The sequence below is a fragment of the Gordonia sp. w5E2 genome (genome assembly GCF_036540975.1).
In the GTDB taxonomy this organism is placed as follows: domain Bacteria; phylum Actinomycetota; class Actinomycetes; order Mycobacteriales; family Mycobacteriaceae; genus Gordonia; species Gordonia jacobaea.
Genome location: NZ_CP144213.1, coordinates 2,056,419 through 2,082,172 on the forward strand (window position 1 = coordinate 2,056,419; position 25,754 = coordinate 2,082,172).

The 25,754-nt window shown below is 66.6% G+C and carries 24 protein-coding genes; 17 read left to right on the forward strand and 7 right to left on the reverse strand.

Annotated features, from left to right (window positions below; genetic code table 11):
* Positions 1-30 precede the first annotated feature (30 nt).
* The 3 genes from ispG (at position 31) to RND64_RS09370 (ending at position 4,018) form a co-directional block, all read left to right on the forward strand.
* Positions 31-1,215 (forward strand): flavodoxin-dependent (E)-4-hydroxy-3-methylbut-2-enyl-diphosphate synthase, encoded by a 1,185-nt coding sequence (gene ispG, locus RND64_RS09360; protein ID WP_049697097.1) that lies wholly within the window; start codon positions 31-33, stop codon positions 1,213-1,215.
* A gap of 81 nt (positions 1,216-1,296) precedes the next feature.
* Positions 1,297-2,133 carry a GNAT family N-acetyltransferase gene (locus tag RND64_RS09365; RefSeq protein WP_331436585.1) on the forward strand — a complete coding sequence of 279 codons (837 nt, stop codon included), beginning with the start codon at positions 1,297-1,299 and terminating at the stop codon, positions 2,131-2,133.
* Between the two features lie 49 nt (positions 2,134-2,182).
* The gene (locus RND64_RS09370) at positions 2,183-4,018 is read left to right on the forward strand and encodes a penicillin-binding transpeptidase domain-containing protein (RefSeq protein WP_331436586.1); all 1,836 of its coding nucleotides are present in this window, start codon (positions 2,183-2,185) and stop codon (positions 4,016-4,018) included.
* Between the two features lie 217 nt (positions 4,019-4,235).
* Here RND64_RS09370 and RND64_RS09375 read toward each other — a convergent pair whose 3' ends face one another.
* The 3 genes from RND64_RS09375 to RND64_RS09385 are packed head-to-tail and all read right to left on the reverse strand — an operon-like array spanning position 4,236 to position 7,113.
* Positions 4,236-5,030 carry a heme ABC transporter ATP-binding protein gene (locus RND64_RS09375; protein ID WP_331436658.1) on the reverse strand — a complete coding sequence of 265 codons (795 nt, stop codon included), beginning with the start codon at positions 5,028-5,030 and terminating at the stop codon, positions 4,236-4,238.
* On the reverse strand, positions 5,024-6,103 hold the full coding sequence (locus RND64_RS09380) for a FecCD family ABC transporter permease (RefSeq protein ID WP_049697100.1): 1,080 nt from the start codon (positions 6,101-6,103) through the stop codon (positions 5,024-5,026). The genes RND64_RS09375 and RND64_RS09380 overlap by 7 nt, the downstream gene beginning before the upstream one ends.
* The gene (locus RND64_RS09385; protein ID WP_442903973.1) at positions 6,100-7,113 is read right to left on the reverse strand and encodes a heme/hemin ABC transporter substrate-binding protein; all 1,014 of its coding nucleotides are present in this window, start codon (positions 7,111-7,113) and stop codon (positions 6,100-6,102) included. Before RND64_RS09385 ends, RND64_RS09380 begins: the two co-directional genes overlap by 4 nt.
* Before the next feature lie 191 nt (positions 7,114-7,304).
* On the opposite strand from RND64_RS09385, the gene RND64_RS09390 reads away from it, so the two are divergent.
* Genes RND64_RS09390 through map form a run of 3 tightly spaced genes read left to right on the forward strand, consistent with a single transcriptional unit; the run spans position 7,305 to position 9,129 of the window.
* Positions 7,305-7,682 (forward strand): TA system antitoxin ParD family protein, encoded by a 378-nt coding sequence (locus tag RND64_RS09390; protein WP_331436588.1) that lies wholly within the window; start codon positions 7,305-7,307, stop codon positions 7,680-7,682.
* On the forward strand, positions 7,679-8,269 hold the full coding sequence (locus tag RND64_RS09395; protein WP_049697103.1) for a zeta toxin family protein: 591 nt from the start codon (positions 7,679-7,681) through the stop codon (positions 8,267-8,269). Before RND64_RS09390 ends, RND64_RS09395 begins: the two co-directional genes overlap by 4 nt.
* Positions 8,266-9,129: a type I methionyl aminopeptidase gene (gene map, locus RND64_RS09400; protein WP_049697104.1), complete on the forward strand. Its 864-nt coding sequence runs from the start codon at positions 8,266-8,268 to the stop codon at positions 9,127-9,129. Before RND64_RS09395 ends, map begins: the two co-directional genes overlap by 4 nt.
* Positions 9,130-9,132: 3 nt before the next feature.
* Here map and RND64_RS09405 read toward each other — a convergent pair whose 3' ends face one another.
* On the reverse strand, positions 9,133-9,852 hold the full coding sequence (locus RND64_RS09405; protein WP_331436589.1) for an SDR family oxidoreductase: 720 nt from the start codon (positions 9,850-9,852) through the stop codon (positions 9,133-9,135).
* 143 nt (positions 9,853-9,995) lie between these two features.
* On the opposite strand from RND64_RS09405, the gene RND64_RS09410 reads away from it, so the two are divergent.
* The 3 genes from RND64_RS09410 (at position 9,996) to RND64_RS09420 (ending at position 12,893) form a co-directional block, all read left to right on the forward strand.
* Positions 9,996-10,391: a winged helix-turn-helix transcriptional regulator gene (locus tag RND64_RS09410; RefSeq protein ID WP_049697106.1), complete on the forward strand. Its 396-nt coding sequence runs from the start codon at positions 9,996-9,998 to the stop codon at positions 10,389-10,391.
* A 9-nt stretch (positions 10,392-10,400) separates the two neighbouring features.
* Positions 10,401-11,960: a cobyric acid synthase gene (locus RND64_RS09415; RefSeq protein ID WP_331436590.1), complete on the forward strand. Its 1,560-nt coding sequence runs from the start codon at positions 10,401-10,403 to the stop codon at positions 11,958-11,960.
* Positions 11,961-12,056: 96 nt separating this feature from the next.
* Positions 12,057-12,893: an alpha/beta fold hydrolase gene (locus tag RND64_RS09420; RefSeq protein WP_331436591.1), complete on the forward strand. Its 837-nt coding sequence runs from the start codon at positions 12,057-12,059 to the stop codon at positions 12,891-12,893.
* A 75-nt stretch (positions 12,894-12,968) separates the two neighbouring features.
* Here RND64_RS09420 and RND64_RS09425 read toward each other — a convergent pair whose 3' ends face one another.
* Both RND64_RS09425 and RND64_RS09430 read right to left on the reverse strand, forming a co-directional pair.
* Positions 12,969-14,384, reverse strand: a complete 1,416-nt coding sequence (locus RND64_RS09425) for a mycothione reductase (protein WP_331436592.1) — start codon at positions 14,382-14,384, stop codon at positions 12,969-12,971.
* Positions 14,381-15,415 (reverse strand): alpha/beta hydrolase, encoded by a 1,035-nt coding sequence (locus RND64_RS09430; RefSeq protein WP_049697109.1) that lies wholly within the window; start codon positions 15,413-15,415, stop codon positions 14,381-14,383. Before RND64_RS09430 ends, RND64_RS09425 begins: the two co-directional genes overlap by 4 nt.
* A gap of 221 nt (positions 15,416-15,636) precedes the next feature.
* On the opposite strand from RND64_RS09430, the gene mqo reads away from it, so the two are divergent.
* The 6 genes from mqo to RND64_RS09460 are packed head-to-tail and all read left to right on the forward strand — an operon-like array spanning position 15,637 to position 23,468.
* Positions 15,637-17,169, forward strand: coding sequence for a malate dehydrogenase (quinone) (gene mqo / locus RND64_RS09435; protein ID WP_331436659.1), 1,533 nt, complete (start codon positions 15,637-15,639; stop codon positions 17,167-17,169).
* Between the two features lie 40 nt (positions 17,170-17,209).
* Entirely contained in the window at positions 17,210-17,683 is a 474-nt protein-coding gene (locus RND64_RS09440) for a GNAT family N-acetyltransferase (RefSeq protein WP_064869875.1), read from the forward strand.
* Positions 17,680-19,704: a VWA domain-containing protein gene (locus tag RND64_RS09445; RefSeq protein WP_049697111.1), complete on the forward strand. Its 2,025-nt coding sequence runs from the start codon at positions 17,680-17,682 to the stop codon at positions 19,702-19,704. Before RND64_RS09440 ends, RND64_RS09445 begins: the two co-directional genes overlap by 4 nt.
* 32 nt (positions 19,705-19,736) lie before the next feature.
* Positions 19,737-20,354 carry a cob(I)yrinic acid a,c-diamide adenosyltransferase gene (gene cobO / locus RND64_RS09450; RefSeq protein ID WP_049697112.1) on the forward strand — a complete coding sequence of 206 codons (618 nt, stop codon included), beginning with the start codon at positions 19,737-19,739 and terminating at the stop codon, positions 20,352-20,354.
* Positions 20,355-20,373: 19 nt separating this feature from the next.
* Positions 20,374-21,801, forward strand: a complete 1,428-nt coding sequence (locus RND64_RS09455; RefSeq protein ID WP_331436593.1) for a cobyrinate a,c-diamide synthase — start codon at positions 20,374-20,376, stop codon at positions 21,799-21,801.
* Positions 21,801-23,468 carry a GAF domain-containing sensor histidine kinase gene (locus RND64_RS09460; RefSeq protein WP_049697464.1) on the forward strand — a complete coding sequence of 556 codons (1,668 nt, stop codon included), beginning with the start codon at positions 21,801-21,803 and terminating at the stop codon, positions 23,466-23,468. The genes RND64_RS09455 and RND64_RS09460 overlap by 1 nt, the downstream gene beginning before the upstream one ends.
* Positions 23,469-23,472: 4 nt before the next feature.
* Here the strand turns inward: RND64_RS09460 and RND64_RS09465 are convergent, their stop codons facing one another.
* Complete coding sequence (locus RND64_RS09465; RefSeq protein ID WP_049697114.1) at positions 23,473-24,186, reverse strand: response regulator; 714 nt, start codon at positions 24,184-24,186, stop codon at positions 23,473-23,475.
* A gap of 193 nt (positions 24,187-24,379) precedes the next feature.
* Between RND64_RS09465 and RND64_RS09470 the strand changes: the two genes are divergently transcribed.
* Both RND64_RS09470 and RND64_RS09475 read left to right on the forward strand, forming a co-directional pair.
* Positions 24,380-25,378, forward strand: a complete 999-nt coding sequence (locus RND64_RS09470; protein ID WP_049697115.1) for an acyl-ACP desaturase — start codon at positions 24,380-24,382, stop codon at positions 25,376-25,378.
* Positions 25,375-25,716: a hypothetical protein gene (locus RND64_RS09475; RefSeq protein ID WP_331436594.1), complete on the forward strand. Its 342-nt coding sequence runs from the start codon at positions 25,375-25,377 to the stop codon at positions 25,714-25,716. Before RND64_RS09470 ends, RND64_RS09475 begins: the two co-directional genes overlap by 4 nt.
* The last annotated feature ends 38 nt before the right edge of the window (positions 25,717-25,754 follow it).

Consider the following 25,754-nt stretch of genomic DNA (forward strand, 5'->3'; position numbering starts at 1 on the left):
GACAACCGAATCCGCTTCGAGGAGTACGAGATGAACGCACCTGCCACGAGTGGGGCCACCGCCATCGGCCTCGGTATGCCCGCGGGTCCTCCGCCGGTACTGGCGCCGCGTCGCAAAACCCGTCAGATCCACGTCGGGTCGGTGGGCGTCGGCAGCGACTACCCGGTGTCGGTGCAGTCGATGACCACCACGAAGACGCACGACATCAACGCGACGTTGCAGCAGATCGCCGAACTGACGGCGTCGGGATGCGACATCGTCCGGGTGGCGTGTCCCCGGCAGGAGGATGCCGAGGCGCTGCCGATCATCGCGAAGAAGTCCAAGATCCCGGTGATCGCCGACATCCACTTCCAGCCGAAGTACATCTTCGCTGCGATCGACGCCGGTTGCGCGGCGGTCCGTGTGAACCCCGGCAACATCAAGGAGTTCGACGGCCGCGTCAAGGAGGTCGCGAAGGCGGCGGGCGACGCGGGTATCCCGATCCGGATCGGCGTGAACGCGGGGTCGTTGGACAAGCGCATCATGCAGAAGTACGGCAAGGCGACGCCCGAGGCGTTGGTCGAGTCGGCGCTGTGGGAGGCGGGGCTGTTCGAGGAGCACGGCTTCGGCGACATCAAGATCTCGGTCAAGCACAACGACCCGGTCATCATGGTCGAGGCATACCGGCAGCTGGCCGCGCAGTGTGACTATCCGCTGCATCTCGGTGTGACCGAGGCGGGTCCGGCATTCCAGGGGACGATCAAGTCGTCGGTGGCTTTCGGTTCGCTGCTCAGTCAGGGCATCGGCGACACCATCCGGGTGTCGTTGTCGGCACCGCCCGCCGAGGAGATCAAGGTGGGCGACGCGATCCTGCAGTCGCTCAATTTGCGCCCACGCAAGCTCGAAATCGTCTCGTGCCCGTCGTGCGGGCGCGCGCAGGTCGACGTCTACAAGTTGGCCGACGCCGTGACCGCTGGACTCGAGGGCATGGAGGTTCCGCTGCGTGTTGCCGTGATGGGCTGCGTCGTGAACGGTCCGGGAGAGGCTCGCGAAGCCGACCTCGGCGTCGCCTCGGGCAACGGCAAGGGCCAGATCTTCGTCAAGGGCGAGGTCATCAAAACCGTGCCCGAAGCCGAGATCGTGGAGACGCTGATCGAAGAAGCGCTGCGGATTGCGGAGGAATCGGGAGAAACTGGTGATGGAGCGGTGGGATCACCCACCGTGACTGTTTCCTGACGGCAGTCCGCACCCCGGTTTCGTTGACACGTGGTGTCGGTAAGTCGTCGGAAGAGGTACCAGGGTCGATGGAGGAATGACGTGCTGAGGCTGTTGGGCGACAAACCGCTCGGCGCACGCGACGCCCCCGTGGTGGCGCGCGTCCTCAATGCCGACCCGGTCGCCTGTTGCATGGTCGCAGCCCGTTTCGAGACGCACGGTATCGACCCGCGGCTGCTGGGCGGCGAACTGTGGACCGCCGACGATCCCGCCACGTCACTGTGCTTCTCCGGCGCCAATCTCATCCCGCTGATCGGTACGAGCGCCGACATGAATTACTTTGCCGAGCGCGCACTGTCGAGTTCGCGAGTCTGTTCGTCGATCGTCGGCGACTCTGATCACGTCCTCGCCATGTGGGATCGGCTGTGCCCCGCATGGGGTCCTGCTCGTGAGGTCCGCCCGGCGCAGCCGCTGCTCGCGCTGTCGGGACCGCCGCTTGTCGCACCCGATCCGGGCGTGCGACTGGTGACTCTCGACGATCTCGACGTCTACCTGCCCGCTGCCATCGAGATGTTCATCGGCGAGGTCGGGGTCGACCCCTGTGCGGGCGATGGTGGCCGCTCGTATCGTCGACGTCTGGCCGCGTTGATCTCGGCGCAGCGAGTGTTCGCACGATTCGACGGCGCAGCGGTGGTGTTCAAAGCCGAGATCGGTTCTCTCTCACGCCGAGTCGGCCAAATCCAGGGAGTCTGGGTCGATCCGACGCGGCGCGGACAGGGATTCGGTGCGGGTGGCACTGCCGCGGTCGCCGCGGCGGTGCAGGCGCAGGGCCGGATTCCGAGTCTGTACGTGAACAGCTTCAACCTTCCCGCACGGTCGGTCTATCAGCGGATCGGATTCACCGAGGTGGGCACCTTCGCGACCGTCCTCGTCGACTAGGGCGAGCCTCCCCGGCGGGTCGTCTTCGCGGGCTTATCATCGGCTACCGATGGTGCTTCTGAGACGTCACGTCACTTCCCTGATTCCCGTGGCGATCAGTGCTGCGCTCATCGTCGGGGCCACTGCGTGCACCTCGGCTGACGACGGTCCGCGTCAGGCCGCACAGCACTTTCTCGCGGAGTTCGGCAAACGAGACGTCGACGCCGCCGCGGCGCTGACCGACAATCCCAATCAGGCTTCGCAGGGACTCGAGGGCGCGTGGTCGGGGTTGGGTGCCACGTCGATGACCGCAGAGGCTGGTCGTGCCGACATCAACGGCGACACGGCCGATATCGACGTCACCTATCGCTGGAAGTTGCCCCGCGGCCGCGAATGGAGCTATCCGGCGACGGTCAAGATGGGGCGGAGCGATTCCGGCTGGGCGGTGCGCTGGACGTCGACCGATGTGCACCCGGATCTCGGTGCGAATCAACGCTTGTCTATGCGAATCGTCGAGGCGCCGCGGGCGACGGTCAACGAGGCCGACGGCTCGCAGGTGATGGTCAACGGAACGGTCGTCGGGGTCAACTTCGACGCGAAGAAGGCGGCGGAGGAGGGGTCGGTCGCCGATTCGGTGACCCGACTTGCTGCGGCGCTCAACGCGACCGGTATGTCGCTCGACGCGCAGAAGATTGCCGAGGATTCCACCGCCACGGACGGCGAGTATCCGATCACGCGTCTCAGCCAAGCCCAGTTCGACCGTCTGCGTGATCAATTGGCGATTCCCGGCGTCGTCACCAACGAGCAGGCCGAGCTTGTCGCCAAGGATCCGGATTTCGCACCCGCGCTGCTGTCTCAGGTCAAGAAGGTCGTCGACAGTGAGGTCGACGGACACGTCGGGTGGCGCGTCGTGACAGTCAACCCCAACGGACTCGACGCGGACGTCCTCACCGACCATGCGGCAACGCCTGCGCCGTCGATCTCGTTGAGTCTGTCGCGAGCCGTCCAAGAGGCTGCACAGCGAGCAGTCAACGCCACCAACCGTTTTCAGATTGCGATGGTCGTGGTCCAACCGTCGACCGGGCGCATCCTGGGAGTGGCGCAGAACCAGTCGGCGGATGCGAGCGGACCGATCGCCACCACCGGCCTGTACCCGCCCGGTTCGACGTTCAAGATGGTCACCGCGGCCACGGCGATCAGACGTGATCTGGCGCAACCGGATTCGCTCGTGCCGTGTCCCGGTGAAATCGAGATCGGGCCGCGAACCATCCCGAACTACGACAGGTTCTCGCTCGGCACCGTGTCGATGCTGAAAGCCTTCGCGTCGTCGTGTAACACGACGTTCGCTCATCTCGCCAGCATGATGGGGCCGTCGGATCTTGCCAACACTGCAGCGGCGATGGGCGTGGGGGAGCAGTACGAGATCCCTGGCCTCGACGCGGTGTCGGGGTCTGTTCCGATCGCCAACGAACTCGTGGCCCGCAGCGAGGACGGGTTCGGTCAGGGCAAGGTGCTGGTCAGCCCTCTCGGGTTGAGCCTGGTGGCCGCGACCGTCGCCAACGACGGCAAACGTCCTGTCCCGCAACTCATCCTCGGCAAGCCCACCACCGTGACCGGACCGACGCCTGCGCTGGAACCCGGCGTCGTGGACAAGCTCCGTCCCATGATGCGCGCGGTGGTCACCGAGGGAACCGGCACGACGATCGCCGAGCAGGGCGAGATCTACGGCAAGACCGGTGAGGCCGAATTCGACGGCGGATCGCACGCCTGGTTCGCGGGCTACCGCGGTGACCTCGCCTTCGCGACGCTCGTCGTCCGCGGCGCCGACTCGAACAACGCCGTCGCGGTGACCCGTGACTTCTTCAACTTCCTGCCGCCGGGCTACGCGACGGCCACCCGCCCCTAGCCGCGCTACCCACTCGGCACGCTCGAGCGCCCACTCGACACGCTCGGACGCCCACTCGGCACGCTGGGGCGCCCAGTCGGCACGCTGGAGCGCCCAGTCGGCACGCTCGAACGCCCACTCGGCACGCTCGAGCGCCCAGTCGGCAGGCTGGAGCGCCCAGTCGACGCTGCGCGGCCGTCGAGTGGGCGCTTCTGAGCGTCGAGTGGGTAGTTCGTGCTCAGCGTCGTCGCGGGATGATCACCGGCTGGCCGGTCTCGGGGTGGTCCCAGATCTCGACGGGGTGGTCGTAGGTCTCCGACAGGCGGTCCGCGGTCATCACCTCGCGCACCGAGCCGACGGCCAGTAGGTGGCCTTCTTTCATCAGGGCGACGCGGTCGGCGTAGGCGGCGGCGAGCGAAAGGTCGTGGACCACAAGCAAAATGGCTGCGCCGTTGTCGCGGTGGTTGCGCAAGATGTCGAGGACGCCCTCTTGGTGGTGGATGTCGAGGGCGGCGGTCGGTTCGTCGAGAAGCATGATCGGGGTCGACTGTGCGAGTGCACGACCCAGCGAGACGCGTGCCTGCTGGCCTCCGGAGAGTTGTCCGAAGGGGCGCTCGGCGATGTCGTCGAGATGGCACAGCCGCATCGACTCGGCGATGATCTGCGGTGACTCGGCGGCCTGCGGAGTGCGCAGCCACGGATACCGCCCCATTTCGACGACCTCGGCGACTGTGAACGGCGTATCCGGACGATTCTGCTGGGTCACCAGCGAGCGTGCCCGCGCCAGATCCCGTGCGTGCATTCCGGAAATGTCGACGCCGCCGACCGTCACACGGCCTGCCTGCGGAGTTCGGAGACCCGCCATCACCGAGAGCAGCGTCGATTTGCCGCATCCGTTGGGGCCGACCAGCACGACGAGTTCGCCGGGTGCGACCTCCAGCGTGACGTCGCGGACCACGGTTCGCCCGCCGAGTTCGACCTCGATGTGCTCTCCGAGTAGCCCGGCCGTTGTCGGGGTGTCAGCGCTCACCAGCCGGCTCCGGCGTTTCGACTGCGGCGTAGGAGCAGGAAGAAGACCGGTCCGCCGACGATCGAGGTGAACAGGCCGAGCGGCAGGCTCGCGGGAGGCATGACGGTCCGCGCTGCGAGATCGGCGGCGGCGAGCACCAGTGCGCCGCCGATGACGCTGGTCGGCAACAGGATCGAATGTCGGGGTCCGACGATGAGCCGCATGAGGTGCGGCACGATCAGTCCGACGAACATCACGATGCCGGTGAACGCGACGGCTGCCGCGGTGAGGATGGCCACCAGGACGATGACCTGCCGACGCACCACCTCGACGTTCACGCCCAGCGACGCGGCCTGCACCTCGCCGAGAGCGAGCAGATCGAGCTTGTGCACCAGCAGAAACGACGCCGCGACGGCCGCCACGACGAGCGGCAGCGCCACCCACACCGGTCCCCAGCCGATGCCTTCGAGTGAACCGAGTTGCCAGAACACGATCTGCTCGCGGGCCGTCGTCGACGCGATGAACGTGAGGTAGGCGATGATGCCGAGAGCGAAGGCGTTGACGGCGATCCCGGTGAGCACCAACATGATCGGCGACGACGAGCCGTCGCGCAGCGAGAGCACGTACACCGCTGCGGAGGTGGCGAGCGCGAAGACGAACGCGACAGCGGCCAGTGCCCACCCGTTAACTCCGACGCCGCCGACGACGATCATCAGCGCAGCGCCGACGGCGGCACCCGACGACACTCCGACGACGCCGGGTTCAGCGAGGGGATTGGCCAGGACGCCCTGCATGAGACACCCGCCGGCACCGAGCGCGGCGCCGACGATGAGGCCCATGACAATTCGGGGGAAGCGAACGTTCCACAGCGTGTACTCGCCGATGTCGGCCGGAAGCGGTCCGATCGACAGGTGGAGGTGGTGTGCGAGGCTGCCGAGGACTTCGACAGGCGACACACTGACCTGCCCGACGGCCGCCGAGGTGATCACCACCAGAACGGTCAACACCAGGAGTGCCACGATCACGACGACGCCGGACACGCGGCCGCCGTGGGTGGTGAGGTGTCGCGATCGCGACGGTGAGGTCTGCAGGGTCATACGTAGATGGCCCGGGCGAGCGCGCCGAGCACCTTCCCGGTGTCGGGTCCGAACGAGAGCATCTCGGTCTCGTCCATCTGGACCACACGACGCGCTTTGCCCGCACTGGTCTGCGAGACACCGGGGAGCGCGAGGACGCCGTCGAGCCCGCCGACCGAGTCGGCGCCCTGGGTCATCACGAGGATCACATCGGGGTTCGCGCTGAGCAGTGCTTCCGTGGTGACCTGGGTGAACCCGGGCTTGAGCCCCGACGCTGTTCCGGCGTCGGTGCCGCCGAGCGCTGCGATCAGATCATCGGCCCCCGATTGCGGTCCGGACATGAGCACCAGTCGTGGGCCGCGGATGTAGAGAAACGCCATGCGCGGATTGCCCGACGGATTGGGCACCGCTGCTCGGGCGTCGGCGATCTCCTTCTCGGTCCGCGTCACGAGTTGCTCGCCGGCCTGCCGAACCCCGAGCGCCGCGGCAACGTCGCGGATGAGGGCGGGAGTGGTGGCAATCGTTCTGGTCGAGGTGAACGCCACCACCGGGATACCGGAGTTACGAATCTGATCGACGGCGCCGGGCGGTGTCGTGTCCTCGTCGACGAGCACCACCGTGGGGTTCAGCGCGAGTACCGCCTCGGCGCTGAGCGTGTGTCCGTTGGTCGTGACGAGGGGGAGCTTCGACGCTGACGGGAAGGTCGTCGACCTGTCGCGGCCGACCACCCGCGATCCCAGTCCAAGCGAGAACACGGTGTTGGAAAGCGTTCCGTTTCGATCGATCGCGATGATGCGACTGGTATCGGTGACCGTCACCGTGCCGTGTCCGACGGAGTCGACCGTCGTGGGCAGCGTGATGGTCGGTGTCGCGGTGACCGGCACGACGTCGGAGTCGGGGAGTGTCGCCGTCGACGGTCCGTTGCGTAGGTGTGCGGTCGCGGAAACCGAACTGCTCGTCGACTGTTGGATGGGTGCGGTGCTACAGCCCGCGACGAGCGCGACCAGCGCTCCCAGCAACACCGCGAGCACCCGTGAAGACCTCAATCGCCCGCGACCTCCCGCTTTCCCCGACATGCCATCTGTGCCACCTGGGGCAACGCGTCGGCTTAGTCTCACCTTAGTCGTCGCATCGGCTGCGACGTCCGAGGGATCTGGCTCTCGTCCGGCTCTGGCCGTAGCAGATTGCTACACTGGGTTGAGGTTCGTGGTCAGGAGGAGTCATGACGAACGTTGCCGACAAGGTAACTCGTTTCTCGTCGGAGCTTGTCGACGCCGCGGCGTCGGAGGGCCGACGCGAACAGCGCTCTGCGCGACAGCAACTCGAGCACTGGGTGCGGGTCGGTCGTGAGGTGTCCGACCAGCGGCAGGTCGCCCGACGTCGTGTCGAAGCCGCGCTTGCCGGACGGCTCCCGCTCGGTGAGCTGTCGATCGAGGAGGGGGCGGTGTTCAACGCAGAGATCGCCGCATCCCTCGAAGAGTCGCTCGCCACCGGCAATCACGTCGCCGATCGTGCGGCTCGTGGTCTCGCGACGGTCGCGCTAGACGACCAGGGACGCGTCGTGAAGCATCTGCCTGACGGTACGCAGATCGTTCTGTGAAGCGGCTCGACCTCGTCGTCGGGCCCAACGGTTCTGGTAAGACGACGTTCGTCGAGCAGCGCCTCGCGCCGCTGCTGCCGGGCAGCGTGTTCGTCAACGCCGACGTGATCGCCCGCGATCGCTGGCCCGAGGCTCCCGAGGCGCACTCCTACGAGGCGGCCCGCATCGCTTCGACGATCCGCGAGACGCTGATCGAGCAGGGCGAGTCCTTCGTCGCCGAGACCGTGTTCTCCCACCCGTCGAAGCTGCACCTGATCACCCGCGCGCGACGATCGGGCTACGTCGTGGTCCTCCACGTCGTGCTCGTACCCGTCGAACTCTCCGTGGCGCGTGTCGCCGAACGGGTCGTCGAAGGCGGGCATTTCGTGCCGGAGGACAAGATCCGCGGCAGGTATGCGCGTCTGTGGGCTCTGGTGTCTGCCGCGATCGGCATGGTCGATCACGCGACCGTGTACGACAACTCGGCTCCCGACGTTACGCGGATCGTCGCACGCTTCGTCGACGGCGACCACGCGGGCACGGCGCAGTGGCCGTCGTGGGCGCCCCACGAACTGATCGAGATCACGGAGCCTAGTCTGGAGGTATGACCGTGCGCACTGCTCTTCGACCAGGAAAGCCGACACCCATCCGTCAGGTGCCCGACTCCATCGAGCGCCCTGAATATGTGTGGAAGCCGACCGTCAACGAGGGCCACGAGCCGTGGGTGCAAAGCCCCGAGGTCATCGAGAAGGTGCGTGTGGCGTCGAAGATCGCCGCCAACGCGCTCGCCGAGGCCGGTAAGGCCGTGGCTCCCGGTGTGACCACCGACGAGCTCGACCGTATTGCACACGAGTACATGATCGACCACGGTGCATACCCATCGACGTTGGGCTACAAAGACTTTCCCAAGTCATGCTGCACGTCGCTCAACGAAGTCATCTGTCACGGAATCCCCGATTCGACGGTCATCGAAGACGGTGACATCGTGAACATCGACGTGACCGCTTACATCGACGGCGCGCACGGCGACACCAATGCGACGTTCCTCGCGGGCGATGTCTCGCAGGAGGTGCGGGATCTGGTGGAGCGCACCAGGATCGCCACCGAACGAGCGATCAAGGCGGTCAAGCCAGGTCGCGAGCTCAACGTCATCGGACGGGTGATCGAGGCGTACGCGAACAGGTTCGGCTACACCGTCGTTCGCGATTTCACCGGGCATGGGATCGGCGAGACCTTCCACAATGGGCTCGTCGTGCTGCACTACGACCAGCCCAACGTCGAGACCGTGATCGAACCCGGCATGGTGTTCACGATTGAACCGATGATCAACCTCGGCGGGCTGCCCTGGGAGATGTGGGACGACGGCTGGACCGTCGTCACGGCAGACAAGAAGTGGACCGCGCAGTTCGAGCACACACTCGTCGTCACCGACGACGGCGCCGAGGTTCTGACGATTCCCGACGCGTAGCGATTACGCGCTGCGTGCCCCGCCTTCGACGTGGATGGTCTCCCCGGACACGAATCCCGCGGTGAGCAGCCATTCGGCAGCGTCGACGATGTCGTCGACGGCGCCGACTCGCCCGGCGAGGTTGCCGCCCGCGACACCGTCGAAGAACGCGCTTCGGTCGGCCTCGGGCATCGCGTCCCAGGTTCCGGAGTCGATGATTCCGGGCGAGATCGCGTTCACGCGAATGGGTTTCAGTTCATTGGCCAGATGGCTGACCGCGAACGAGACCGCCCCGTTCGTGATGCCCATGACCGAGTAGCCCGGCGCAGGCTTCCACGCGGCGACGCCCGAGAACAGCGTGATCGATCCGCTCGGTGGAAGCTTCGGTGCGAAGTGCTTGGCCAGCAGCATGGGCCCGATCACTTTGGCGTCGAACGCCTTGACGGTCGCATCGTGGTCGAGCTCGGCCACGGGCACATTGTGATGTGCCGCAGCGGTACTCACGATGTGGTCGACGGCCCCGAGTTCGGCAGCGGCCGCGGCGATCGACTGTTCGTCGGTGACGTCTATCGCGACGCCGCGCCCGTCACGGAGACCGGCAGCCGCCTTCTCCGCAGAGTCGATGTCGCGCGCACCGATGATCACCGACGCTCCGGCGGCGTCGGCTCGGCGTGCGATCGCCAGTCCGAGATTCTTGGCACCGCCGACGACGAGGACGGTGGTTCCGGACAGGTGTGCGCTCATGGCGTGGTCCCTTCAGATCGGTAAGCTGAACACCGACAACGGTATGGATTTGATACCGGTATCTTCAACGAAATCGTCGACGACCAGCGCAGATCGAGGCGTCTAGCGGTGCCGGGAGCGCGAACTGCGGTGAGAGGAAAGAGATGGCCAAGGCGTACGACGTGATGGCGGCGACGTGTCCGAGTCGGGTTGTGCTGCACCGAATCGGGGCGCGGTGGACGGTGTTCGTCATCACCGCGCTCTCCGACGGCCCGATGCGCTTCAGCGCGCTCAAGGCGCATATCGAGGGCATCACCCCGAAGGTGTTGACGGAGACGCTGCGGGCCCTGCACTACGACGGACTCGTCGACCGCCTCGACCTCGGTGGCCAGCCGCCGCACGTGGAGTACCAACTCACCGATCTCGGTCGGTCATTGTTGGTGCCGCTGGCCGCGGTGCGGGCGTGGGCGGAGGATCACGTACCCGACGTCGAGGACGCGCATCGACGCTTCGACGACGGCGATCTCGCTCCGACGCGTGCCGATGGAGCACCCCGATAGGGTGAGCCGGTGACGGAGTTACGCGGAGCGCTCCTCGTCGGGGGTACGAGTTCTGACGCGGGTAAGAGCCTCGTCGTCGTCGGGTTGTGTCGGGCACTCGTGCGCGAAGGTGTGCGGGTCGCGCCGTTCAAGGCGCAGAACATGTCCAACAATTCGGTCGTCACGCTCGATGGCGGTGAGATCGGTCGTGCGCAGGCGTTACAGGCCACAGCATGCGGACTCGCACCGTCGACACGATTCAACCCGGTGCTGCTGAAACCGGGCAGTGATCGACGTTCGCACGTCGTGGTCCGCGGCCGACCTGCCGGCGATGTGGGTGCGCGGGACTACCTCACCCGCCGTGCGGAGCTGCGCGAGGTGGTTGCCGACGAACTCGCCTCTCTGCGTGCAGAATTCGACGTCGTCATCTGCGAAGGCGCAGGATCGGTCGCCGAGATCAACCTCCGCGCCTCCGACATCGCCAACATGGGTCTTGCGCGATCGGCAGACCTTCCGGTGATTCTCGTCTCCGATATCGACCGCGGCGGATCGCTCGCGCACCTGTTCGGCACCACGGCGATCCTCGAACCCGCCGACCAGGCGTTGGTCGCCGGGTACGTCATCAACAAGTTCCGCGGCGACCAGACGATCCTCGACCCCGGCCTGCACACCCTCGGCGCGCTGACCGGTCGCCCGACCCTCGGCGTGCTCCCGTATGTCGACGATCTATGGATCGACGCCGAGGATTCGCTGGCCGCGCCGGTGGGGCGCAGGGTCGGCCCGCCGGAAGCCGCCGGTGCGTTCAGAACAGGGCCGGGCGCGTCCGAGCGGCTGTCGGTGGCAGCCATCCGGTTGCCACGTATCTCGAACTCGACCGACGTCGAGGCACTCGCGTGCGAGCCGGGTGTCGATGTCACCTGGGTCGCCGATCCGACGTCGGTACGCACCGCAGACCTGGTCGTCGTGCCGGGAACGCGCGCAACCGTGGCCGATCTCGCGTGGCTCCGTGAACGCGGCCTCGACGTCGCGTTGACCGAACGCGCGGCACGGCACGGCGCGATCCTCGGTATCTGCGGTGGCTTCCAGATGTTGGGCAGACGGATCGTCGACTCGGTCGAATCCTCGGGTGGGGCCGTTGTCGACGGCCTCGGTCTGCTCGACGTCGACGTGCGATTCGAGCCGGAGAAGGTGCTGCGCACGACGACCGGCGTCGTCGACGGCGTCGAGGTCACCGGGTACGAGATCCACCACGGCAGGGTCGTCGACTCGTCGGAAGCGTCGTGGATCGACGACGACGAGCAGGGTCCGGAGGGTGCCCGCCGGGACGCGATAAGGGGCACGCACTGGCACGGACTGCTGGCGTCGAACGAGTTCAGGCGCCTTTTCCTGCGTGAGGTCGCTGCCGTCGCGGGTAAACACTTTGAACCGGCAGGTGACACCGACGTCGCCGCGGTCCGGGGCAGGCAACTCGATCTGATGGCAGACCTGGTGACAGCACACCTCGACATGGCCGCGATCTGCGACATCATCGGCAGCGGCGCACCGCGACGGGCGCCGACAATAGCCCACTACCTGGGCGAGAACCGGTAAGTGGTTGCCGACGCATCGGTGAGTAGTGAGATTTGCAACCTGTGACCCGGCTCAACCCGCTGATTCAGCGGCGATCCCGCCGCTAGGGTTGGTGGAGTGGAAACTGAGCGGCGCGAGATCACAGTCGGCGACCTGACCTTCGACGTTCGCGTCGGCGGTCCTGACCGCGGCCCCTGGGTGCTGCTGTTGCACGGGTTCCCGGTGAACAGCTCCTGCTACGACGACGTCGCCGACCGCCTGCACGAGTCCGGTCTGCGCACCATCCAGGTCGACCAGCGCGGCTACAGCCCGGGAGCGCGTCCCGAGGGGGTCGAGGCCTACCGGCTCGAGGCACTCGTCGACGACGCACTCGGCGTACTCGATGCGCTCGACGTTCCGTACGCGATTCTCGTCGGTCACGACTGGGGTGGAATCGTCGCCTGGCACCTCGCAGGTAAGCACCCCGACCGGTTCACCGGCCTGGTCGTGGCGAGCACGGGCCATCCGTCGGCGATGCGTGATGCGATCAAAGACCCGGACGCCGTCGACGATCAGCGCGAGAAGTCGGCGTACATCAAGGATTTCATCGCCGAGGGTGCCGAGGAGATGCTCCTGGCGCGCGACGGGGTGCTGCTGCGTCGCGCAGGTGTGACCGCCGAGGAATTGGCTCCGCTGCGCGAACCGGGGGCGCTGACGGCAGGACTCAACTGGTACCGCGCCAACTTCACCGGCGACGTCGCCGCAACCCTCTCCTGCCCACCGATCGAAATCCCCACCACCCTGGTGTGGAGCGACGGCGACACCGCGCTCGGTCGGGCGCAGGCCGAGGGGAGTGGCCGCTACGTCTACGGCGACTACCGGTTCTGTGAACTGCCCGGCATCGACCACTGGATTCCGCAGAAGGCCGCGAAGGAGTTGGCCAGCGAGATCTCGCTGCGCTCAGCGGTGTTCTGACAAACCTCGCTGCGCTCGGCGGTGTTCTGACAAACCTCGCTGCGCTCGGCGGTGTTCTGAGCGGGACTTCTCGCGTCAGAATTCCAACCCGAGCAGAGCGTTCTCCAGAACCTCCGGCATGGCCGGGTGAATCCAGTACTGACCGCGCGCCATCTCTTCGACGCCGAGGCCGAAGCTCATCGCCTGGATTGCAGGCTGAATCAACGTCGGTGCCTGCGGGCCGATGATGTGGACTCCGAGTAGTCGGTGGGTCTCCCGGTCGGCGATGACCTTGCATGCGCCGGTCGTGTCCTCCATCGCCCAGCCGTAAGCGACGTCGCCGAACTCCTGCACCTTGACCGCGATGTTGTGGCCGCCGTCGCGCGCTTCGAACTCGGTCAAGCCCACCGCAGCGACCTGCGGGTGGGTGAACACCGCAGCGGGCACGACGTCGTGCTGGAAGGTGCCGAGATCTGTTGCGTCCCAACCCTTGAGCAGATTGGCGGCCACCACGCGCTCCTCGTGATTGGCCACGTGCTTGAGCTGGAACGGCGAACTCACGTCGCCGAGTGCCCACACTCCACGCGCACCGGTGCGGCCGTGGGAATCCACCTCGACCCGGCCGTCGTCGGTCAGGTCGAGGCCGATCGTGTCGATGCCGAGGCGGTCTCCGTTAGATACGCGCCCGGTCGCCACGAGAAGGACGTCGGCTTCGACGATCTCGTCGTCGCCCAGGGTGAGTCGGATCCCGCCGTCTGCAAGATTCTCGGCGGAGACCAGGTCGCGCTCGAGCCGCACGTCCCACTTGCCGCTCGCGATGTCGGTGAACCGCGTGGACAATTCGGTGTCGAGCTTGCGGAGCAGCCGCGGACCGCGCGCCAGAATCGTGACCTGTGTGCCGAGTGAGCCGAAGACGTGTGCGAATTCGGCTGCGATGTAACCACTTCCGAGGATGATCATGCGGCGCGGAAGGTCGGGGAGTCGCATCACGTCGTTGTTGGTGTGATAGGTCACGCCCGATTCGGTGATGCCTTCCGGTATCACCGGGCGCGAACCCGCTGCGATCACCACCTCGCGGGCGAGCACAAGGGCGTCGGCGGTGACGAGCCGGTAGAGCCCGTCGTCGTCGCGTCCGTCGAATTCGACGTGAGAGGCGTAGACGGTGATGTTGTCGCATTCGAGTTCGCGGTACTGCAGGCCGCCGGTCGAGATGGGATCGATCCGGCCGAACACCCTGTCGCGAATCGCGGGCCAGTCGACGCCGTCGACCCGGGAATGAACGCCGAAACGGTCACCGTCGGAGGCGATGTCGGCGACCTCGGCCGGATAGACGAACATCTTCGTCGGGATGCAGCCGACATTCAGGCAGGTCCCGCCGTAGATGCCCTCTTCGAAGATGGCGATCTGCTTGTCGGCGAAGCGGTCGTCGGGAATCGAGTTGCCGCTGCCGCTTCCGATGATCGCGAGATCGACTGTCTGCGTAGCGGATCGGGTCTCGGAAGTTGCGGTCATGATGCGCTCCTTGCTGGCGACGGGTCGACGACGGTGTCGAGCCACCGATCGACCTCGGAGTATGCCTGTGTGCGCGCCGACTCGACGGACAGGAAAACGTCGTGGCGTGCGCCGGCGATGGGCGCGATCGTGACGTGACCGCCAAGGCTGCCGCTCCACCGCGCGATCTGCGTGACGTCGAGTACGACATCGGCCGCGTCGACCGCAGGCGAGTAACTCTTGGCGAACTTCGTTGCGTCCGAGCGCAACACGAGTGTCGGTACCCCCACATCGATGCCGTGATGAAGGTGGCGCTGGCCCGAGCGGACCGCGTTGAGGAATCCGAACGTGACCGGAAAGCCGCCGAGTGGCTTCTTCGTGAGGTCGTAGGCCCACTCTCCGTGGGAGTCGACGTGCAGGCTCTCGCCGTAGGCCGCGGAGAGTTCGCGGGTGAGCGTCTCGAAGGGGCGCACGGCCGCAAGGCCTTTGACGACCATCGTCACCGGATACGAGCGCAGCACGGGCTTGCCCTGCAGGTCGAGCCACGGGCTGTTGAGCAGAAGCCCCGACACGCGCGCGTGGCGCTCCGGCGATGCGGTGCGTAGACGATCGAGCCACAGCGGGGTGATCAATCCACCCGTCGAGTGGGCGGCGATCAGTACCGGTGTGTCGGCGGTGAAGTCGTCGGCGATGGCATCGAGTGCGAGCCCGAGCTCGAGATCGTAGGCAGCGAGGTCGCGGACGAAATGGGGCGTCTGCCCGTCGAGCAGCGAACGTCCACATTTGCGTAGATCCAGTGCGTAGAACGCGTACCCGCGGTCGTGGAAGTGATCGGCGAGGGGCTCGTGAAAGAAGTAGTCGGTGAATCCGTGGACGTAGAGCACCGCGCCATTAATTGCGGCCGCTGGTGCGGTGGGTTTGCGAACCAGGGTTGCGGTGATCGGGTCCTCGCCATCCGGGTCGGGGCCGAGGTCGAAGGTCCGCACCTCGTAGTGGTCGAGGAAGCCGTCGGGTTGCCAACCGGAATCGCGGTCGGTGGGATCATCTTGCACCGAGGAGGTCGACTGCTGACTAGTCGACTCTGGGGACACAGTCACGATTTCCACTGTAAAGGCGCATCCGAGGTAGGCACGCAAGTGTCATCCGGCCCACACTTCGCGGAGGCGATTCGGGCGGCTACACACTCATGGGGAACAATGGTCGACGTGGACGAAGATTCGTCCTCCGCAACACAAGACAGTGTTGTCGAGTGGAGTCTGAAGTGGGGTCCGAGTTGTCTGAATCGGTGATCAAGACGGACGTTGCGCTCGTGGGTGCAGGCATCATGAGTGCCACCCTTGGTGCGCTGCTGCGGCAGGTGCAGCCTGATTGGACCATCAGCCTCTTCGAACGGCTCGATGCCGCGGCCGCGGAGAGCAGTGACCCGTGGAACAACGCGGGCACCGGCCATTCGGCGTTGTGCGAGCTCAACTACACACCGAAGACTGCGGATGGTGGCGTCGACACCACCAAGGCGATCGCCATCAATGAGCAGTTCCAGGTCTCTCGACAGTTCTGGGCATACGCGGTCGACAACGACATCATCTCCCGCCCCTCGGAGTTCATCAATCCGATTCCGCACGTCAGCTTCAGTCACGGTGACGCGGGCGTCGACTACCTCCGCAAGCGCTACGACGCGCTCTCGAAAGAAGTTCTCTTCGAGGGCATGGAGTACATCACCGATCCGAGCGAATTCAGTGCGCGTCTCCCGCTGATGTCGCAGGGGCGTGACTTCTCCGACCCGGTCGCGTTGAACTGGTTCACCGAGGGCACTGACGTCGACTTCGGTTCGCTCACCCAGAAGCTCCTCAATTTCGTGGGCAAGGGTGGCGACATCTACTTCGGTCACTCCGTGACCAACCTGGACAAGCAGTCCGACGGAAGCTGGATCGTCAAGGTGCGCAACGTCCGTACCGGCGAGAAGTGGACCGTCCACGCCAAGTTCGTGTTCGTCGGCGCGGGCGGCGGTGCGCTGCACCTGCTGCAGAAGTCCGGCATCAAGGAAGCCAAGGGCTTCGGCGGATTCCCGGTCTCGGGCGAGTTCTTCCGCTGCAACAACCCCGAGCTCATCGAGGAGCACCACGCCAAGGTGTACGGCCAGGCTGCCGTCGGCGCGCCGCCGATGTCGGTGCCACACCTCGACACCCGTGTCATCAATCATCGACAGGGCCTGCTGTTCGGTCCGTACGCCGGATGGTCGCCGAAGTTCCTCAAGAGCGGAAAGATGACGGACCTGCTGAGCACGGTCAAGCCCGGAAACGTGCTGCCCATGCTCTCCATCGCACCGCAGGAGTTCGGTCTGCTCAAGTACCTCATCGGCGAACTCGCCGCGAGTCCCGCCGACCGCGTCGACACCCTGCGCGAGTTCGTTCCCCGCGCCTTGGGCGAGGACTGGGAGCTGATCACCGCGGGTCAGCGCGTGCAGGTCATCCGTAAGAACAAAGACGGTGTCGGCGGAAAGCTCGAGTTCGGCACGGCGGTCGTCGCCGCCGGAGACGGCACACTCGCAGGCCTCCTCGGAGCGTCACCCGGTGCGTCGACGGCAGTTCCGGCGATGCTCTCGGTTCTCGAACAGTGCTTCCCGGCCGACTTCGAGCGCTGGACGCCGAAGCTGACCGAGATGATTCCGTCGTTCGGCAAGAAGCTCTCCGACAACGCCGACCTGTTCCACCAGGTCTGGGATTGGACCAGCAACAGTCTCGAACTGCGTCGCAACACCGTCGACGCTCCGGCCGACGCCGACGTCGAGCCCGCACCGGCAGGCTGAGTTGTGACGTGCGTGCTGTCGGTGTGATAGTCACGACACCATGACCTCTGGGCAGCTTCATCGCAGCTTCACAGCCGACCTCGACGTCGAGACGCTGTACAACATCCTGCGATTGCGGGTGGATGTGTTCGTCGTCGAACAGTCCTGCCCGTACCCGGAACTCGACGGTCGGGATCTCGAGCCGGCTACCCGCCAGCTCTGGGTGTCCGACGACGAGGGGCGCGTGGTCGCGACGTTGCGGCTCCTCGAGGATTCCGGGGCACCTGGTGACGGCGAGATGTATCGGATCGGGCGAGTGTGCACCGACCGGTCCCGCAGAGGCGAGGGTATGACCGCGCGTCTCATCGAGACAGCGCTCGCCGAGGTCGGCGAGCATCCGTGCCGCATCGAGGCGCAGAGCTATCTCATCGACATGTATGCGAAGTTCGGTTTCGTCGTCGACAGCGAGGAGTACCTCGAGGACGGCATCCCGCACGTCTCGATGATCCGACCTGCCAGAAGCACGCGCTCATGAGCGGTAGGCACGCTGTCGCGGCTCCGGTGAGCGCCACTCCTGCGCGGTATCCGTTCAGCGCCGTGGTGGGGCAGGAGCGGCTGAAGTTGGCGTTGATCCTGTGCGCGGTGTCGCCGGGCATCGGCGGTGTGCTGATCCGCGGCGAGAAGGGCACGGCCAAATCGACCATCGTCCGCGGACTCGGACCACTGATCGCTCACGAGAACACGGCAGACGGCGGCGACGAGCCGTCCGCGGGCAGAGTCGTCGAACTCCCGATCGGCGCCACCGAGGACCGCGTCGTCGGGTCGCTGGATCTGACGGCCGTACTGCGCGACGGCGAGGCGGTGTTCACGCCCGGGCTGCTTGCCCGTGCCGACGGGGGAGTGCTCTACATCGACGAGGTCAATCTCCTCGCCGACCACCTCGTCGACGTGCTGCTCGACGCCGCGGCCAGCGGGCGGGTGACCATCGAGCGCGACGGCGTCTCACATACCCAGGCCGCCGACTTCGTGCTCGTCGGAACGATGAATCCCGAAGAGGGAGAACTACGTCCGCAGCTGCTCGACCGTTTCGGGCTGGCCGTCGACGTCACCGCGGCGCGCGAGGTCGACGACCGCGTCGAGGTCATTCGACGCCGGATGGACTTCGACGCCGATCCCGATCGCTTCGTCGAACTGTATGCCGACGACGAACGAGCACTCTCCGACCGGATCGCCGCCGCTCGCGCAACCGTGGGAAGTGTCGAGATCAGTGCGCGAGAATTGCGACGCATCGCAGGCATCTGCGCGCACCTCGACGTCGACGGACTGCGCGGCGACATCGTCGTCGCACGCACCGCGGCCGCACATGCGGCGCTGCGCGGCGCAGCGTCGGTGACCGAGGAGGATGTGCGCGTCGGCGTCGAACTCGCTCTGCCACACCGTCGTCGACGCGACCCCTTCGACGAGTCGGGCATGTCCGAGCAGCAACTCGACGACGCGCTGTCGGCAGGCGACGACGCCGCGGGCCCTCCGGAAGAACCAGAGCCCGACCCGGACGGACCCGACGGTGCTCCTGCGCCCGAGCAACGCGACGAGTCTTCCGCTGACTTCAATCCTGCTGACTCCGATCCCACAGGCCCGCAACAGGATTCCAGCGACGAGCCTGTCGAGCAGGACGTCTCCGGACAGTCGCAGCAACCGCCGCGCGGCCAGATGTTCGGTGCCGCGGCGTCGAGTTCCGGTGTACGCATGCGGCGCCTGCGGGCCGACGGGGTCGGTGACGGCGATCCGGGTAAGCGGTCTCGCGCACGAAGCCGGCGCGGGCACACCGTGTCCGACACCGACTTCGCGCCGGGAGGTCCGGTCCACCTCTTCGGGACTGTGCTGCGCGCCGCAGGGCGTTCGGTCGCCGCCACTGAGATATCGACGACGCCCGAGCGGCTATCGGTTGCACCGGTCGATCTGCGTGGGGCACAACGCATCGGGCAGGAAGGCAACCTGGTGGTGTTCGTCGTCGACCTCAGCGGGTCGATGACGGCACGCAGGCGACTGAGTGCCGTGAGCCGGTTGTGCGTTGACCTGCTGCGCGATTCGTACACCCGGCGCGATCGGGTCGCGGTGATCGTGGCGCGCGGATCGCGTGCAGAACTCGCTGTGCCACCGACGAAATCGGTCGATATCGCTGTGCGGCGGCTCGCCGACATCAGGACCGGTGGCCGAACCCCGTTGGCGGAGGGACTGATCGAGGCGCAACGGGTCATCGAGCGTGCCCGACGCGCCGACCCGCGACGCAGACCGCTGCTCGTGGTGCTGACCGACGGTCGGGCCACCGCGGGACCTGACGCCGCCGGACGCGCATCGGTTGCGGCGCAGCGTATTCGGCGCAATGGAATCGACAGTGTCGTCGTCGACTGCGAGCAGGGCGTGGTTCGACTCGGACTGGCCGCGGATCTTGCCGTGCGCCTCGGGGCGCAGACGATGCGGACGGACGAGCTGTCGGTGGCGGCGTTGTCGGCCCCCGCCGCCGACCGGCGTCAGTCGCGCACGTCGGCCGCCTGATCCGAGTCCGCGCGAGAATAGGGAGAGTTACTGTGCCGCAGGGTGTTCCGCAGACGGTACCCGACGACGGGTTGACCACCCGGCAGCGTCGACAGCAGCCGGTACTGGCCGTGCACACCGGTGACGGCAAAGGAAAGTCGACAGCCGCGTTCGGGATGGCGATGCGCGCATGGAATGCGGGTTTGCGCGTGGCGGTCTTCCAGTTCGTCAAGAGCGCGAAATGGCGTGTGGGAGAAGAGTCGGCGATGGCCGCGCTCGGCGAGATCCACGCCGAACAGGGCATCGGCGGGCCCGTCGAGTGGCACAAGATGGGCCAGGGATGGTCGTGGCTGCGCGCCAATGCCGACGTCGCCGACGACCATGCCGCGGCGGCGCGTGCGGGGTGGGCTGAGATCGCCCGTCGTCTCGCCGACGAGCAGCACGACTTCTACGTGCTCGACGAGTTCACCTACCCCCTCGACTGGGGATGGATCGACACCGACGAGGTGGTGCGGACACTCGTCGACCGACCCGGCCGCCAACACGTGGTCATCACCGGACGTCGTGCTCCCGAGGCGCTTATCGACGCCGCCGATCTGGTGACCGAGATGCGCAAGGTCGCGCACCCGATGGACGCGGGACGTAAGGGCCAGAAGGGAATCGAGTGGTGAGCCGCGGGGCGAGGGCGACATGACGTCGATCCCCACAGTCGTCGTGGCCGCGCCGTCGTCGGGTAGCGGCAAGACCACCGTGAGCACCGGGCTGATCGGTGCGCTACGCCGCGCCGGGCACCGCGTTGCGCCGTTCAAAGTCGGCCCCGACTACATCGATCCCGGCTATCACGCGGTCGCCGCGGGACGTGTCGGTCGCAACCTCGACCCCAACCTGGTCGGAGCCGACCTGATCGGGCCGCTGTTCGCGGCCGGAAGTCTCGACGCCGACATAGCGGTGGTCGAAGGCGTCATGGGGCTCTTCGACGGCAGGATCACCGCTGACGACGTCGCCGACGCGGACCCGATCGGCACGGGCTCCACCGCGCACGTCGCAGCACTGCTGAACGCGCCGGTCGTTCTTGTCGTCGACGCCGCGGGTCACAGTCAGTCGCTCGCGGCGCTGCTGCACGGCTTCGTCGGCTACGAACCGTCGGTGCGGATCGCGGGTGTCGTGCTCAATCGGGTTGGCTCCCCGCGACACGAAGCCGTGCTGCGACAAGCCTGTGCGCGTGTCGGAATGCCCGTGCTCGGGGTGCTGCGTCGCGACTCGCGCCTTCAGGTGCCCTCTCGTCACCTGGGGCTGATCCCCGCCGCGGAGAGGTCGGTCGAGGCTGTCGAGGCCGTCGACGCGATGTCGGAAATGGTCGGCGCAGCACTCGATCTCGACGCAATCGTCGCGCTCGCGGAATCGGGCGGCGTCACGCTGTCGGCGCCGTGGTCGGCCGCCGACGCCATCGCAGACGCGGAGGAGGGCGTGCGATCCGAACGTCCGCACTCTGCTCGTCCCCACTCTGGACGCCCAGTCGTCGCGATCGCTGCGGGTGCTGCGTTCACCTTCGGGTACGCGGAGCACGCGGAACTGTTGCGCGCGGCCGGTGCGGAGGTCGTCGAGTTCGATCCGTTGGTCGACCGCCTGCCCGAGCGCGCAGCAGGACTCGTCGTCGGAGGGGGATTCCCCGAGGAACACGCAGACAAGCTGGCGGCCAATCATGAACTGCGAGAAGACATCGCGACGCTGAACCGCGCAGGTGGTCCCATCCACGGGGAGTGTGCAGGCCTGCTGTACCTCACACGAGAGCTCGACGGGCATCACATGACCGGGGTGATCGACGCGGTCGGTCGGTTCGGTCCCTCGCTCACCCTCGGATATCGCGACGCCGTGGCGGTCACAGATTCGGTGCTCTATCGGCCGGGTGAACGGGTCACCGGGCACGAGTTCCACCGCAGTGTCGTCGAACTCGATGCCGGGGCGCCCGCGTGGGCGTGGCGTGATCATCATGGCGCATCAGGAGTGCACGGCGTGGCGACGTCGAATGTCCACGCGTCGTATCTGCACGTGCACCCGGCGGCGGTGCCGACATCGATCGCGCGGTTCGTGCGCGCGTGCGAGTCGAAGGAGACGTGATGGCGGAGAGCAAGGTTGCGCAGGTGCTCGACATCCTGCGTGAGCACGGCGTCGACGATCCGGCGATCCTGCGTGATCTGCTCGAGGCGGTACTTGTGGTCGGGCAGGGACTCGACCTGGACGAAGCCCTCCAGCGGATCGTCGAAGTCGCTGTCGGAGTCGTCGATGCTCGCTACGGCGCGCTGGGTGTGCGCGGTCCCGATGGTGGGCTGTCGGAGTTCGTATACACGGGGATCACTCCGGACGAGCGGTCTGCGATGGGGTCGCTGCCGGTCGGCAAGGGGGTGCTGGGGGTCCTGATCAACGACCCCCACATCCTGCGTATTCCGGATCTGGCGAAACACCCTGCGTCGGTGGGCTTTCCGGCGAACCATCCGCCGATGACGACATTCCTCGGTGCTCCGATCATCATCCGTGGCTCGAACTTCGGCCGCATCTACCTGACCGAGAAGCGTGGGGCTGACCAGTTCTCGCCGCTCGACGAAGCGCTGATCGCGGTGCTCGCGGTGGCCGCCGGGATCGCCGTCGACAATGCCCAGTTGTTCGAGAGCTCACGCACGAGGCAGCGGTGGATGCAGGTGCTGGTGCGTCGCGGCTCCGAGCCACTCTCGGGAATCGCGTTGGAGGACACGCTGTCTCGGATGTGTACCGACGTCGCCGACCTGGTCGGCGCCTCCGACGTCCTCATCTTGAGCGACGAGAGCGACAGCGGAGACGACATCGTGCTCAGCGGCCACACCGGCGGGCCGATCGAGTTCGATCCCGCGGAGTTCTCGGCGCCGACGGGGACGGGGATGTCGATCGTGCCGATCGCCGATCTCTCGCCCGCACTCGGTCGGCGCGGTGCTCGCTGGGCGACGGTGCAACCGCTTGCGCGCGCCTCGGGGGCTTTCGGGTGGATCGTCATCACACATGTCGACGAACCGGTGTGGGAGGCCGAGGAGGCCTCGGGCCTGGCCGGCGTCTCCGAAGTGGCGTCGTTGGCGATGGTCTATGCGGAGCAGCAACAGGTCGCCCGCGACCTCGAGGTGCTCTCCGACCGCCACAGAATTGCCCGCGACCTGCACGACCACGTGATCCAGCGACTGTTCGCGATCGGCATGTCGATCCAGACGATGCTCGCGGCCGGCGGGAGCGGTGCGTCGGTGCGATTCGACGACGCCGCGCGCGCCGAGCGGCTCGAACAGGTGATGACCGACCTCGACCGCACGATCGCGCAGATCCGCACCTCGATCTTCGACCTGCAGACCGTCCCCGGGCATCACGACACCGCGACGTTGCGGCGCCGCGTCCTCGACATCGTGTCCGAACTCTCGGTCCACGCGCCGATCGCGCCGAGTGTGCAATTCGACGGCCCGGTCGACACCGTTGTCCCCGACGCGCTGGGGCCACACATCGACGCCGTGCTGCGCGAGGGACTGTCGAATGCGCTGCGCCACGCACACGCCGAGCACATCTCGGTGTCGGTGAGCGCCGACGACGTGCTGTCGGTCGAGATCACCGACGACGGGGTGGGTATCAGTACCGACGTCACCTACCGCGGTCTGGAGAACCTCACGCGCCGCGCAGAGGAATGCGACGGCACGTTCACCGTCGTCACCAATCCTCGTGTGGCGCCCGGCCGTTCGTCGGGGACGACGCTGACCTGGTCGGTGCCGCTCACCTAGCGGCTCAGGCCTTGCCGTCGCGGATCTTGGTGGCCATCACCGCGACCTGGGTGCGTCGCTGCATGTCGAGCTTGGCGAGGATACGTGAGACGTAATTCTTGATCGTCTTCTCCGCCAAGAACATTCGCTGAGCGATCTGGCGGTTCGTCAGCCCGTCGCCGATGAGGTTGAACACCTCGCGTTCCTGATGGGTGAGCTCTGCGAGAGGGTCGGACGGCTTGTTCTTGCCGTCGCGCAGCTTGGCGAGCAGTGCGGCGGTCGAACGGTCGTCGAGCAGCGAGCCGCCCCGTCCGACGGTGCGTACGGCCGCGATGAGGTTATGGCCGAGGATCTGCTTGAGCACGAAGCCGGACGCCCCCGCGAGTACCGCGGCGAGGAGTGCGTCGTCGTCGGCGTAACTGGTGAGCATGAGGCATCGGATCTCGGGTTCGGCGGCACGCACGTCGCGGCACAATTCGACGCCGTTGCCGTCGGGGAGCCGGACGTCGAGGACCGCGACGTCGGGCTTGGCGGCGAGGATGCCCACGCGGCCCTCGCCGACCGACGCGGCCTCGCCGACCACCTCGATGTCGTCGGCCGTGCTGAGCAGGTCACGGAGACCTCGACGCACCAACTCGTGGTCGTCGACGAGGAAGACGCGCACCCTCGACTCGTCCGGCGCGGTGTCCGACGCCGTGGGATCTGACGCCGCGGGGGCCGGCTGACCTTCGGAATGCATGTACCGAAATTACCGCAGGTCGAAGTTGAGTTCGCGACGTCGGTCCCCATCCACTCGGGACTTTGGTCTCACTCACGCCCCCTGCGTCACACGCGAGAGTGAATATCTGTCGGTGGAGGTCGGTGGTCGGGCCGAGCGGAACCGGACGACGCAGCGCTACGCGCGGCGTCGACGACGAGAGCGAGGAGAGACAGTGACGAGCCTCATCGGGCCAGGAATCAGCGACACCGGAATGACCGGTTCGGATCTGCTGCGGGAGTTGCTTCCCGTGTGCGAGACCGAGGTCGAGCGGCACATGAAGATGACCAAGGACTGGCATCCACACGACTACGTGCCCTGGGACGAGGGGCGCAACTTCGCTGCTCTCGGTGGCATCGACTGGGATCCGGAGCAGTCGCAGCTCTCCGACGTCGCGAAGGCCGCGATGATCACCAATCTGCTCACCGAGGACAACCTGCCGTCGTATCACCGGGTGATCGCGGAGAACTTCTCCCTCGACGACGCCTGGGGCTTCTGGGTGGGGCGCTGGACCGCCGAGGAGATGCGTCACTCGACGGTGATGCGCGACTACCTCGTCGTGACCCGCGGCGTCGACCCGGTGGAACTCGAAGAGACCCGCATGGCGCACATGACGTCGGGTTTCAATCCGCTGCCTGAGGACGACGGTCAGCGTGACCACAGCTTCGACATGCTCTTCGCGGTCAGCTACGTCAGCTTCCAGGAACTCGCGACACGCGTGAGCCACCGCAACACCGGCAAGGCATGCGGCGACCCGATCGCCGACCGCATGCTGCAGCGGGTCGCCGCCGACGAGAACCTGCACATGCTCTTCTACCGCAACGTCGTTGCGGGCGCCCTCGACCTGGTTCCCGATCAGGCGATGTGCGCCATCTACAGCATCGTGTCGAACTTCCAGATGCCGGGCGCGACGATGCCCAACTTCCGACGCAATGCGGTGCTGATCGCCAAGGGCGGCATCTACGATCTGCCGCAACATCTTTCGGAGGTCGTCATGCCGGTCCTGCGCAAGTGGCGGATCTTCGAGCGCGACGACTTCGGGCCGCTCGGTGAGATGTACCGGGAGAAGCTGGCCGACTACCTCGAAGAGATGAACGTCAAGGTCGAGAAGTTCGAGCGCGCCCGCGAACGCGCACTCGAACGCGAGGCGAAGAAGGCGAGGGCAGGAGCGTGACCGTGATCGACAACAGGCTGGCACTGGCGATTTCGCCCGCGGACGACGCCGGGGCACGGGATTGTGACGGGTGTTGCGGCGCGTGCGAGCGTGAGACCACCGACCAGCGCGACGTCCCCGAAGGCTTCGACGAGGCGATCATGATGGCCGAGGCGGCCACGTTGCACAACCCGACCCGGTGGAATGAGATCCGCACCCACGCAACGGATTCCGCTGCAGGGGAGTACTGCTCGTCGATCCTCCTCGGCGCGTTGTTGCAGTCCGCGGCGCACCGGCTCGGGGTGCCCGCCGCCGACGTGTGGTCCTACGTTCGACGCGTCGGTGAGCTGCCGCTCTGAGTTGGTGAACCCGTGAATCGGTGATCCTCGACGATCGC